Origin of the sequence: Herbidospora yilanensis (assembly GCF_001570565.1) — a bacterium.
Taxonomy (GTDB): domain Bacteria; phylum Actinomycetota; class Actinomycetes; order Streptosporangiales; family Streptosporangiaceae; genus Herbidospora; species Herbidospora yilanensis.
Genome location: NZ_BBXE01000023.1, coordinates 114,077 through 126,689, shown reverse-complemented (window position 1 = coordinate 126,689; position 12,613 = coordinate 114,077). Strand labels below are relative to the sequence as shown.

The following is a 12,613-nucleotide window of genomic DNA, read 5'->3' as shown; positions in this document are numbered from 1 at the left end:
GCGAGCCGCCGCCCCTCCTCGACGCGGTCAATCGACCCTGACCGTGGCCATCGGCAGCCGCAGCCGCGACCGCAACCACACGGCGGCCTCCTCGGCCGGCATGGGCTCGGCGAGCCACCAGCCTTGCCCGGCATGGCACCCCATGCCCCGCAATTGCGCGGCGATGTCGACCGATTCCACACCTTCTGCCACGGCACGCAATCCGAGGGAACGGACCAGATCGATGATCGAGCGCACGATCCGCTCGTCGTCGGCCGACTCCCCCAGTTTCCGGACGAACGAGGCGTCGATCTTGACCTCGTCGACCTGGAGCCGCTGCAGCCGTACGAGGGTCGAATAGCCCGTGCCGAAGTCGTCGAGCGCGAGGGGCACGCCCAGGGTCGCCAGCGTGCGGATGGTGTCGGCCGAATAGGCCTGGTCGGTCATCAGGATGCGCTCGGTGACCTCCAGGTGGATGGCGTTCGCGGGCAGCGAGTAGTGGGCCAGACCGGCCGAGAGCTGGTCGGGCAGCCCCGAGTCGAGCAGGTCGCGGGCCGACACGTTGACCGAGATCGGCACCTCCAGGCCCGAATGCCACCAGCGGGCGGCCTGGTCGAGGGCCTTGGCGATGACGTACTGGGTGAGCTCGCGCATCAGGTAGGACTGCTCGGCCAGCGGGATGAACTCGCCGGGCGAGACGGGGCCGCGGACCGGATGCCACCAGCGCAGCAGTGCCTCGACGCCTTCGACGCTGCCGTCCTGGAGGGCCACCTTGGGCTGGTAGTGCAGGTCGAGTTCGGCCCCGTCGATGGCCCTGCGCAGGTCGCCGAGCAGGCTGAGCCGCTCCGGGGAGTTGCGGTCGCGTTCGGCGACGTAGAACTCGACGCCCGAGCGGGCCTCCTTGGCCATGTACATCGCCACGTCGGAGCGCTGGAGCAGCAGTTCGAAGTCGGGCGCGTGGTCGGGGTAGAGCGCGATGCCGATGGACGCGTCGAGGTCGAAGGTCATCCCTTCGAGCCGCACCGGTTCGGTCAGCGCGACCCGCAGGCGGGAGGCCACCTCTTTGGCCGCCTGGGCGTCGCGGATCTGCGGCAGCAGCACGGCGAACTCGTCGCCCCCGAGCCGCGCGACGACGTCGCCGGGCCGGACGGAGTGGGTCAGCCGATGGGCCACGATCTTGAGCAGCAGGTCGCCGACCGGGTGTCCCAGGGTGTCGTTGACCTCTTTGAACCGGTCGAGGTCGAGCAGCAGCAGGCCCACCCGCTCGTCGTGGCGGGCTTCGGCGAGCGCTTCCTCCGTACGGAGAATGAGCAGTTTGCGGTTGGGCAGGCCGGTCAGGCCGTCGTGCATCGCCTGGTGGTCGCGGCGCATCGAGAGCGTCGCGGTGAAGTAGACGGCCGCGAGCGGCGCCACGAACAGCGGCACCAGCCCGGCGGAGTGCTCCATCACCACGACGACCAGCGGCGCGAGGCCCAGCAGCGCCCCGTAGACGAGGCCCTGCGGCAGGAGCGAGGTCTTCAGCACGCGGAGCACGGTCTTGCGCTCGTGCAGCGCCACCGCGCCGCACACCAGCAGGCCCCTGACCAGGAAGTAGGCCAGGCCGGCGAGCACGATGGCCGGGATGTCGGCACCGGTGGGCGTCCAGGTGTTCATGGGCCGGGAGTGCACGCCGAACATGCCGAACGTGACGGCGGCGGCCAGGCACGCGAGGGTGACCTGGGCGATGTTGAACGCGATGCGATGCCAGGCCCGTCTGTGCACCAGCCCGCTGACCAGCATCGCGACGGCCTGCATGATCGCGGCGGCGGACAACCCGTAGTGCATCAGCACCGCGAAGGTGAACATCGTCGAGGTGGGGGTGCCTCCGACGAGGGCGGACGAGCTCACCATCACGGGCCGGAGTTCGCCCAGGAAGACGAGCACGACCAGCACCCAGAAGAGCGGGTCGGCGCCGAGCAGCCCCAGCTCGGGGCCGCCGAGCCGGACGGTCGCGACGACGAGGGCGGTGAACCCGATCGTGATGATCGACGCGAAGTAGATCCACAGGGGCGAGCCGGGCCGCGGCCCGGCGTCCCGAGTGTCGGGCGGCGCGGGGGCGCGGTCAATAGGTCCGGTCGAGTCACCGATCTCAGGACATGGCATGAGATGGCGCGCAATTGCAGTCATCGTTGAGAAACCCCCCAAGAGGTCACTATGGGAGGGTACGGCCTACGGGCCACTTCGCGAAACCGCTTGGGCACGTTGCGTTACGGGATATTTCGTGCGATGGATTGATCTAGCACGTTCGCACTGAAAGTTTCAGATGCCCGGATAGCCGTTTCCACCGCGTTGCCTGGGTGTTTCACGTTGGGAACCCCGCCTTATTCGGCCTGGGCCTTCAGGTGCCCGCCAACTGGTGATTAGATCGCCGCAACCTGGTGGGAGCGCTCCCACATTCTGGGACGGAGTATCTCATGTTTCGAAGAAGGACTCTGACGGCCGCATTCGCCGCCGCCGTCATCGCCCTGGGGGTGGGCACCGCCGTTCTCAGCACGTCGGCCGCCAACGCCGCGGACTCGGTGTTCTGGGTCGACCCCGACACCGGCGCCGCCCGCTGGGTGGCCGCCAACCCGAACGACTCGAAGACCGCCGTGATCCGCGACCGCATCGCGGCCGTGCCGCAGGGCCGCTGGTTCACCACGACCAACACCTCGGCGGTCCGTTCGCAGGTCAGCTCCTACGTGGGCGCGGCGGCGTCCCAGGGCAAGATCCCGATCATGGTGGTCTACAACATCCCCAACCGGGACTGCTCCGGCGCCTCGACCGGCGGCGCGCCCAGCCACGCGGCCTACCGGGCCTGGATCGACGAGGTCGCGGCGGGTCTCCAGGGCCGCGCGGCGTACATCGTCCTCGAACCCGACGTGCTGCCGATCATGACGAACTGCATGAGCACCTCGCTCCAGAACGACGTCAAGGCGTCGATGGCGTACGCCGGCAAGAAGCTCAAGGCGGCCTCGTCGCAGGTCAAGGTCTACTTCGACATCGGCCACTCGGGCTGGCTCGGCGCCCAGGAGGCGGCCAACCGGCTCCTCCAGTCGGACATCGCCAACTCGGCCGACGGTATCTCCCTCAACGTCTCGAACTACCGCTACTCGTCGACCGAGATCGCCTACGCGAAGAACATCATCGCCGCGACCGGCATCTCCCGCCTGAAGGCCGTGATCGACACCAGCCGCAACGGCAACGGCCCGCTCGGCAGCGAGTGGTGCGACCCGGGCGGCCGCGCCACCGGCACGTGGAGCACCACCAACACCGGCGACTCGGCGATCGACGCCTTCCTGTGGATCAAGCTGCCCGGTGAGGCCGACGGCTGCATCGCAAGCGCCGGCCAGTTCGTGCCCCAGCGCGCCTACGACCTGGCGATGGCGGCTCCGTACACCCCGCAGCCGACCCCGACCCCCACGCCGACGCCCACGCCCACGCCCACGCCCACGCCGACGCCCACGCCCACGCCGACGCCCACGCCCACTCCCACGCCGAGCCCCACCCCGACGCCCACGCCGGGCGGGAAGTCGTGCACGGCCACTTACTCGGTGACCAGCTCGTGGGGCGGCGGCTTCCAGGGTGAGGTCGTGGTCCGCAACAGCGGCGGCAGCGCGCTCACCGGCTGGCGGGTGAACTGGACCTACGCCAACGGCCAGACCCTCACCCAACTGTGGAACGGCAGCCACACCCAGTCGGGCGGCAACGTGCAGGTGAGCAACCTCAGCTACAACGGCAACCTCAACCCGAACGCCACCACGAACTTCGGCTTCCTGGGCAACAGCAGCGGCACCAACAACGTGCCGTCGGTGACCTGCACCGCCCTGTAACACCCTGAACTCTGCGGGTTGCGCCGAACCACACCCGAGCACCCCCGCAGACCGAGGCCACCCGTCCCGGCCCAGAAGCCCGGAACGGGTGGCCTCTTCCATGTCCGGAAGTGACGCCTACTCCTGCCCCGCGACCGCCAGATCCCGCGCCGCCTCCACCCCCTGGACCAGCAGCACCCGGAACCCCTCCTCGTCGAGGATCGGCACCTTCAGCGCCACCGCCTTGTCGTACTTCGACCCCGCGTTCTCCCCCACCACGACGAAGTTCGTCTTCTTCGACACCGAGGACGTCACCTTCCCGCCCCGTGAGGTGATCGCCTGCGACGCCTCGTCGCGGCTGAACGCCGCCAGTGTGCCGGTGACGACGAACGTCAGCCCTTCGAGGGTCTGCGGCAGGCGGTCGACGGGCTCGGGGTCCTCCATCACGACCCCCGCCGCCCGCCACCGGTCGATGATCTCGCGGTGCCAGTCGACCTCGAACCACTCCTTGATCGACTCGGCCACACGCGCGCCGATGCCCTCGACCTCGGCCAGTTCGTCGACCGAGGCGTCGGCGATGGCCTGGATCGAGCGGAACCGCGCGGCCAGCTCGGTCGCGGTGGGCAGCCCGACGTGCCGGATCGACAGGGCCACGAGCACCCGCGCGACCGGCGCCGACTTGGCCTTCTCCAGGTTCTCCAGCATGGTCAGGGCGTTCTTGCTGGGCGCGCCCGACTTGTTGGCGAAGAAGGAGACGACCTTCTCCTCGCCCGTCTCGGGGTCGTGTTTGGCCAGGCCCGAGTCCTGGTCGCGGACCGACGACCTGATCGGCAGCAGCCGGTCGATCGTCAGGTCGAACAGGTCGGCCTCGGTGCGGACGACCGGCTCCTGCGGCGGCAGCGGCTGGGTGAGGGCGGTCGCGGCGACGTAGCCGAGGCCCTCGATGTCGAAGGCGTTGCGGCCGGCGGCGAAGAAGATGCGCTCCCGGAGCTGCGCGGGGCAGGCCCGGGTGTTGGGGCAGCGCAGGTCGGCGTCGCCCTCGCGTTCGTAGGCGAGTTCGGTGCCGCACTCGGGGCAGTGGGTCGGCATCACGAACGCCCGCTCGGTGCCGTCGCGGAGGTCGGCCACCGGCGCGACGATCTCGGGGATCACGTCGCCCGCCTTGCGCAGCACGACCGTGTCGCCGATCAGCACGCCCTTGCGCACCACCTCGGACGCGTTGTGGAGCGTCGCCCGCTCGACCGTCGAACCGGCCACGACCACCGGGGTCATCATGCCGAACGGCGTCACCCGGCCGGTGCGCCCGATGCCGACGCGGATGTCGAGGAGCTTGGTCGTGACCTCTTCCGGCGGGTATTTGTAGGCGATCGCCCACCGGGGCGCCTTGCTCGTCGACCCCAGTTGCCGCTGCACGTCGACGCGGTCGACCTTGACCACCACGCCGTCGATCTCGTATTCGGTGTCGTGGCGGTGTTCGGCGTAGTGGTCGACGAACTCGTGGACCTCGGCCATCGTCGCGACGACCTTGTATCGGTCGCTGACCGGCAGGCCGAACGACCTCAGCCGCTCGTACATCTCGGACTGGGCCTTCGGCGCCCCCGCGCCCTCCCACTTCCCGACACCGTGGACGATCATGCGCAGCGCCCGGTGAGCGGTGATGCGCGGGTCTTTCTGCCGCAACGACCCCGCGGCGGAGTTGCGCGGGTTGGCGAAAGGCGGCTTGCCGGCGTCCATGAGCTCCCGGTTGAGCTTCTCGAACCCCCAGACCGGCAGGAACACCTCACCCCGGACCTCCATGAGGTCGGGCACGTCGTCGCCGGTCAGCCGCTCGGGCACGTCGGCGATGGTCCGGACGTTGGGCGTCACGTCTTCGCCGACGCGCCCGTCGCCGCGGGTGGCGGCCCTGACCAGGCGCCCCTTCTCGTAGACCAGCGCGACCGCCAGCCCGTCGATCTTCAGTTCGCACAGGTAGGGCGCGGGATCACGCTCGGCGAGCCGCTCTGCCCGGCCCTGCCACCCCGCCAGATCGGCCGTGTTGAAGGCGTTGTCGAGGCTTTCGAGCCGCTGCAGGTGTTCGACGGCGGTGAACTCGGTGGAGATCGGCGCGCCGACCTTCTGCGTCGGCGAGTCGGGGGTGCGCAGCTCCGGCCGCCGCTCCTCGATGGCCGTGATCTCCCGCATCCAGGAGTCGTATTCGGCATCGCTGACCGTCGGCGAATCACGCACGTAATAGCGGAAACTCGCCTCTTCGATCAACTCGGCGAGCTCCGAGTGCCGCCTGCTGAGCTCGGCCTCTTCCGGACTCGGCTCCGGCGCGGTCTGCTCGGTCATGCCCCGCTCCCCTCTCGCGACTCAGGGAGAACCTATCGCCGCCGACCGACTTTCCCGTGCTCAGCCGCCCTGCGCCCAGACCCCCTCATAAGCGGAGCAACGCCCGGTAACGGCCGTGGCCGTGCCCCGGCAGACCCGCGCTTCGACGCTGAGCACGTGCCCGGTTTTGAGGGTTACCGCGCTCCATCCGGCCTTACAGGTCTTGTACGACTTGTACACCGTTTTGCCGTTGTCGGTCAGGTACCGGAACCGCACCCATGAGCACGAACCGCCTGCCGTGGCGTCGTGCAGCCGTGCCGTGATCTTGAGCCCCGTGGCGGTGCTGACGATCTTCCCGTTCGTGACCCCGCCCTTGCCGTCGGCCGACTTCACCGGCCCCCAGTGCCAGGTGTCGGCGGCGGCCGGCGAGGCCGCGACGAGGAGCCCGGCCAGTACCGCCCCCATGATCAGAAATATCCGCATAGATGCAGGGATACCTGGCCGCACTTGCAATCGGATGTACTTCCACGTCGTCGCGGCGCGCGGAGGAGCGGCCGGTCGGGCGCCGGATGCGGCGGCCGGCCCCCGGCGGCGGGCGGGGCCGGCCAGGCGGAGCCGTAACGGAAAGTGCTCTTACTCCTCCCCCGGGTCCTCCCGCAGCACCCGGGCCGACTCGCGGCACTTGGCCAGCGCGGCCTTCGCGTAGGCGGGCGAGGCCCCCGCGAGCCCGCAGGCGGGCGTCAGCACGACCTGCCGCGCCAGCCCTTCCGGCCGGAACCCCAGCCGCCGCCACAACTCCAGCGCGGGCTTGGCGACCACGCCGACGTCGGGCAGCCGGCTGTCGGTGCCCGGCACCACGCCGAGGAAGAAGGCGATCCCGGCCTCGATGGCCGCGCCGAGGGCGTCCTCGTCGCGCCGCCGCATGAGCGCGGCGTCGAGCGAGATCCCCTTGGCCCCCGCCGAGCGCAGCACCTCGAACGGCACGGAAGGCGCGCAGCAGTGGACGATCGGGAACTCGGCGGCGGACAGCACCTGCCCGAGCCGCGCGGCCGCGAGCGACCCCTCGACCGCCGCCAGACGGGAGAACCCCGACGCCGTCGGCACCGTCCCGGCCAGCACCCCCGGCAGCCCCGGCTCGTCGACCTGCACGACCAGAGAGGCCCCCGGAACACGTTTCCGCACGTCGGCGAGGTGCGCGGCGAGCCCCTCGGTCAACGAGTCGGTCACGTCGCGGACCGCCCCGGCGTCGGCGAGGATCTTGTCGCCGTGACGCAGCTCGATGGCCCCGACGAGCGTCCACGGCCCGCAGACCTGGATCTTCAGCGGCCCGGTGTACCCCTGCGCGACCTCCTCAAGCGCGTCGAGATCCCGGAGCAGATGATCACGCGCCCGCTTGTGGTCGCGCCCCGGCCGGTCGGCGATCCGCCAGCCCGAGGGCTGCACCTCGACGGGCAGTTCGATGAGCAACGACGCGGTACGCCCGATCATGTCCGCCCCCACCCCCCGCCCCGGCAACTCGGGCAGATAAGGCATCGGCAGCTCCCCGAAAACGGTCCGGAGCGCCTCGAAATGGTCTTCGCCGGGGTGGGAGCCGACCCCGGTCGCGGTGGCCTGGTCCCATGGGTACGAATGCACGAGGACTAGCTTAGGAATTATGAAGCTCACCAAACTCGGCCATGCCTGCTGGCGCTTCGAGAAGGACGGCCGCACGTTCGTCCTCGACCCGGGCAGCTTCAGCGGGACCGGCCTCCTCGACGGCGCGGAAGCCGCCTTGATCACCCACGAGCACGTCGACCACCTCGACACGAACCTGATCAAGTCGGCCAGCCCCGACCTGGAGGTTTGGACCTGCAACGGGGTCACGAACACCCTCGGCGAGGTCCCCGTGAAGATCCAGACCGTCCGCGAGGGCGACGTCTTCGACGTGGCCGGCTTCTCCGTGCGTGTCATCGGCGAATGGCACGCCCCCACCATCCCGGACGCCCCGATCATCCAGAACATCGGCTTCCTGATCGACGACCGCGTCTTCTACCCCGGCGACGCCCTGACCGACCCGGGCGTGCCCGTCGAAACCCTCCTGGCCCCGTCGAACGCGCCGTGGCTGCGGGTGTGGGACTTCATCGAGTACCTGCGAATGGTCCGCCCCGACCACGCCTTCTCGACCCACGACGGGATGGTGAACGAGATCGGCCAGGGCATGATCGACAACTTCATGACGATGGAGGGCAAGAAACAGAAGGCCGACATGCGCCGCCTCAAGCCGGGCGAGTCAGTGGAATTCGCCTGACCCACGAATCCCGACATGCCGGAAACACGAACCGGCGCTGGCCGGAGACGGCGGTCGGCGCCGGCCAGGCGGTGCCGTAACAGAGAAAGGATTCTCAGGCGGCCGAGGCGATCGTCGCGGAGCCGATCACCATGTCGCCGTCGTAGAGCACAGCCCCCTGACCAGGCGCGACCCCCGTGGCCGGCGTCTCCAGCGTGATGTGGACCTCGCCCTCGCCGACCCGCACCCGCGCCAGATAGACCTCCCCGTGTGCCCGCAACTGCACCAGGCACCCGATCTCCCCGGCCGAGGTGTCGACGGGCCCGTTCCACACGGGCTTGGTCGCGACGATGGACCTCACCTCAAGCGCGGCCCGAGGCCCCACCGTCACCGTGTTGGACACCGGCTCGATCGACAACACGTAGCGGGGCCGCCCGTCGGCGGCGGGCCGGTCGATGTTGAGGCCCTTGCGCTGCCCGACGGTGTAGCCGAACGCGCCGCCGTGGGTGCCGACGACCTTGCCCGACAACGCGTCGACGATGGGGCCCTCGGTCTCGCCGAGGCGGTCGGCCAGGAACGCCCGGGTGTCGCCGTCGGCGATGAAGCAGATGTCGTGGGAGTCGGGTTTGTCGGCCACGGTCAGGCCCCGGCGGGCGGCCTCTTCGCGCACCTGGGCCTTGGTCGAGTCGCCCAGCGGGAAGATCGCGTGGGAGAGCTGCTCGCGGGTCAGCACGCCCAGCACGTAGGACTGGTCTTTGCCCTCGTCGGGCGAGCGCCGCAGCACGCCGTCCTCAAGGCGGGCGTGGTGGCCGGTCGCGACGGCGTCGAAGCCGAGGGCGAGGGCCCGGTCGAGCACTGCCTCGAACTTGATCTTCTCGTTGCAGCGCAGGCAGGGGTTGGGGGTGCGCCCGGCGGCGTATTCGGCCACGAAGTCTTCCACCACGTCGCGGTGGAAACGTTCGGCCATGTCCCAGATGTAGAAGGGGATGCCGATGACGTCGGCGGCGCGGCGGGCGTCACGCGAGTCTTCGACGGTGCAGCAGCCCCGGGCGCCGGTGCGGTAGGACTGCGGGTTGGACGACAACGCGAGGTGCACACCCGTCACATCGTGGCCCGCCTCCGCGATGCGGGCGGCGGCCACGGCCGAGTCGACGCCGCCGGACATGGCGGCGAGCACGCGCAGAGGCTTGAATCCCATAACCCTTCGAGCCTACCCGCGTTGGCGTCCTGCCCGTCCTGCTGGTTGGATTGCACGCCATGCGGTTGTTCGGGCGCAAGAGCGAGCCGGTTGACCCGGCGGTGGCGATCTCCGAGTTCTGGACGTGGTGGGCCGAGGCCCGCCCCCGGGTGGAGGCCGCCGACGACAAGGCGGAACTGATGGCCCCCGCCGTGGCTGCGATCGACCCCGGCCTGGTCTGGGAGGTCGGCAACGGCCGAGGCAGCCTCTTCTCCCTGGTCGTCAGCTCGGCCGCCAACCCCGAACTGCGCTCCCTGGCCCACCGCTGGGCGAAGGCGGCCCCCGAGCCCGACGCGATGTGGGAGTTCCATCCGTCCCGGCAGGCGGCCTCGATCCCGGCCGACGTGCGGTTCCCCGTGGGCCCCCACGAGTTCGACATGGCCCGTTTCGTGGTGGCGCTGCGTGTTCCGCCGGGCAGCCCGCGGGTCGACATCTCCGCCTATCACCCGATCTTCGAGGACATCGACGACGACACCCGCATGGAGACCGCCATGCTGGCCCTCGACCGCCTCCTCGGCGAAGACGAGGTCGCCCGCTGGGTCGGCGACGTGACCGCCGCCCAGATCGAACCGATCGACGCCCTGCCCGCGATCCACCTCCCGGCCGTCGTGGCCGACGTCGCCGAGGGCTTCCAGGACGAACAGTGGGCCCTCCTGGAGGGCACCACGGCCCGCGGCAAGAAACTCACCGCGACCGCCAGGTTCCCCCTCCGCCCGGTCGACTACCCGCTCTACGACCAGCACATCGCCGTCACCCTGCCCTATCGCAAGTCCGACGCCGACGGCCTACCGGCGGGCGACTCGCTCGACGCCCTCAACACCTTCCACCAGACCCTCACCGCGGCACTGGGCCCGGCGGTCGTGGCGGCCCACGTGAGCTCGGAGGGCGTCCGGACCTTCCACGTCTACGCCGACCCGACGGGCGCCACCGAACGCGCGATCCGCGACCTGGTCTGGCGCGAGGGCCGCCCGGCGATCGTCACGACGATGGACCCGGAGTGGTCGGCGGTGGCCCACTTCCTTACCTAGGGCGGGTACCTGGCGCGGGTACCTGGCGCGTGCTCCGCACGCGCGGCCTGAGCGCGGGTACCTGGCGCGTGCTCCGCACGCGCGGCCTGAGCGCTTTGATCCGGCGTCTTCCCTCGTCGCTCCGGTTCGCTTCGCTCTCCTGCGCTCCTCAGTGCTCGGACCTTCTTAGAGTTACCTTCGATGTATGACCAAGTCATTGCATCCCAGGTCGAAGGGGTTACCCGCCTCTCTGCTCCCCGGTGATGACCTGCCGGGAAGCAGGGAACTGACCGGCCGGGAATACCTCCGTGTCAGTGAAGACCGGTCTAAGCGTATGAAATCGCCCGCCCAGCAGCACGAGGACAACGAACGGGCATGCGCGGCGCATCGGATCACGTTGGGCGAGCCCTACCGCGAAGGCCGGGCGGTGTCGGCCTCCCGGTACAGCACCGATGTCCGCGACGACTTCGACCGTCTGATGACCGACCTGCGTAGCGGGGAGTTCGGCGCGGACGTCCTGGTCCTGTGGGAGAGCTCCCGGGGTTCGCGGCGGGTGCTGGAGTGGGTGACGATGCTTGACCTGCTGGAGCGGCAGGGAATCTTGGTGTTCGTCACCACGCACGGCCGTCTGTATGACCCGGCCAACCCGCGTGATCGTCGCGGGCTGATCGATGACGCCAACGACAGCGAGTATGAGTCGGCGAAGATCGCCCAGCGGATCAGGCGGGACATGGCCGCCAACGCCGCAGAAGGCCGCCCGCACGGGTTGTGCCCGGTGGGGTTGCGTCCGGTCTACCACGAGCGGACCGGGAAACTGATCACATGGGAGGCCGACCCCGACACCGCGCCCATGATCGTTGATCTGTTCACGCTGTACCGGCGAGGCCGCAGTGGACGGAGCATCGCCAGGGAGTTCGAGGAGCGCGGGTACCGCAACAAGCGGGGCAACCCCTACACCCACGCGCATCTGCGGGACATGGCGACCAAAGCCGCCTACACGGGTCTGCGGGTTCACCACGGCGAGCTGATCGAAGGCACGTGGGACGCGATCGTCGAGCGTGATCTGTGGTGGGACGTACAGCGGATCTTGGCCGAACCGGCGCACCAGTCCACCGCGCCTCGATTCGGGAGCGTCAAGCACGAGTACACCCGGACGATGCGGTGCGCCAAGTGCCTGGGTCCGATCACCACGCTCAACAGCAAGCGGGGTGACTACATGTGCCAGAACGGCGGATGCGCCCGCATCACCAAAGCCCCCGTTGACAAGATCCTCAACGCCGTCATCGAGGACTTCCTCGCGCAAGGCGACTTCACCGCGCGGGTAGCCCACCGTGTGGACACCCCGCAGATCCGCGCGCTGGAGACCGCGATCGCGCGGCTTCGGGCCGAGCTGGAGGAGGCCGAGAACGCGGTGCCCGCCAATGTCTCCGAGGCCCGCATGTTCGCCCGGATCATCGAGGACATCAAGCCGAAGCTTGCCGACAAGCAGGCCCAATTGCGCGGGCTGACCAGCCCGTCCGAGCTTGCCTCACTGCTGGCACCTGAGGACGGGAGCCCTGCTGCCGATGCGGTGACCCGGTGGCGCGATGCTCCGGTGGAGGTCCGCCGGAAGATCGCCAAGATTCTTCTCAGCCCGCAGTACTTGGGCCAGGTCCGGATCAACCCCAAGACGCCCGGCAAGCGTCTGCCCGCCCACGAACGCCTCACGTGGGTACGCGATGCCGCATAGCCGCGCCATGACGGGCAAGCCCACGCCGCCAGCCACCGGCAAGGGCTTGCCCGCACAAGGGATAAGGAGGTGAGCGCCGCTACCGGTAGCCGAGCAAGGCCGCCAGCCGGTCCACGGCGTCATCGCTGAGAGGCCCGGCAGCGGCCACGATCGATCGGGCGTAGGCAGCGATCACGTGATCGTCTGAGGTCATCTCGCCGACGTCCGCACGGTGCCGTGTCCCCGCCGACGCGGTCTCAGGCCCCCGAGCAAGAT

The 12,613-nt window shown here is 69.7% G+C and carries 9 protein-coding genes; 4 read left to right on the top strand and 5 right to left on the bottom strand.

Annotation, left to right across the window (positions count from 1 at the left end; translation table 11 throughout):
• Positions 1-27: 27 nt before the first annotated feature.
• Positions 28-2,121 carry a putative bifunctional diguanylate cyclase/phosphodiesterase gene (locus tag AW273_RS17920; RefSeq protein ID WP_062349474.1) on the bottom strand — a complete coding sequence of 698 codons (2,094 nt, stop codon included), beginning with the start codon at positions 2,119-2,121 and terminating at the stop codon, positions 28-30.
• A gap of 311 nt (positions 2,122-2,432) precedes the next feature.
• Here AW273_RS17920 and AW273_RS17915 point away from each other — a divergent pair, with 311 nt between their 5' ends.
• Positions 2,433-3,830, top strand: coding sequence for a glycoside hydrolase family 6 protein (locus AW273_RS17915; protein ID WP_062349473.1), 1,398 nt, complete (start codon positions 2,433-2,435; stop codon positions 3,828-3,830).
• 117 nt (positions 3,831-3,947) lie between these two features.
• On the opposite strand, the gene ligA is transcribed toward AW273_RS17915, so the two are convergent.
• From ligA to AW273_RS17900, 3 genes are all read right to left on the bottom strand, one after another.
• Positions 3,948-6,140, bottom strand: a complete 2,193-nt coding sequence (gene ligA / locus AW273_RS17910; RefSeq protein WP_062349472.1) for an NAD-dependent DNA ligase LigA — start codon at positions 6,138-6,140, stop codon at positions 3,948-3,950.
• Between the two features lie 60 nt (positions 6,141-6,200).
• Entirely contained in the window at positions 6,201-6,602 is a 402-nt protein-coding gene (locus AW273_RS17905; RefSeq protein ID WP_198168210.1) for a hypothetical protein, read from the bottom strand.
• Positions 6,603-6,752: 150 nt separating this feature from the next.
• A complete protein-coding gene (locus tag AW273_RS17900) occupies positions 6,753-7,754 on the bottom strand; it encodes a methionine synthase (protein ID WP_062349470.1) in 1,002 nt (333 codons plus the stop codon).
• 19 nt (positions 7,755-7,773) lie between these two features.
• Between AW273_RS17900 and AW273_RS37285 the strand changes: the two genes are divergently transcribed.
• Positions 7,774-8,406 (top strand): MBL fold metallo-hydrolase, encoded by a 633-nt coding sequence (locus AW273_RS37285; protein ID WP_062349469.1) that lies wholly within the window; start codon positions 7,774-7,776, stop codon positions 8,404-8,406.
• A 94-nt stretch (positions 8,407-8,500) separates the two neighbouring features.
• Here the strand turns inward: AW273_RS37285 and mnmA are convergent, their stop codons facing one another.
• Positions 8,501-9,583: a tRNA 2-thiouridine(34) synthase MnmA gene (mnmA, locus tag AW273_RS17890; protein ID WP_269750248.1), complete on the bottom strand. Its 1,083-nt coding sequence runs from the start codon at positions 9,581-9,583 to the stop codon at positions 8,501-8,503.
• A gap of 59 nt (positions 9,584-9,642) precedes the next feature.
• Here mnmA and AW273_RS17885 point away from each other — a divergent pair, with 59 nt between their 5' ends.
• Together AW273_RS17885 and AW273_RS17880 are read left to right on the top strand one after the other, a co-directional pair.
• Positions 9,643-10,650: a DUF695 domain-containing protein gene (locus AW273_RS17885; RefSeq protein WP_062349468.1), complete on the top strand. Its 1,008-nt coding sequence runs from the start codon at positions 9,643-9,645 to the stop codon at positions 10,648-10,650.
• Between the two features lie 184 nt (positions 10,651-10,834).
• Positions 10,835-12,358, top strand: coding sequence for a recombinase family protein (locus AW273_RS17880; RefSeq protein ID WP_083949846.1), 1,524 nt, complete (start codon positions 10,835-10,837; stop codon positions 12,356-12,358).
• Positions 12,359-12,613: the final 255 nt, after the last annotated feature.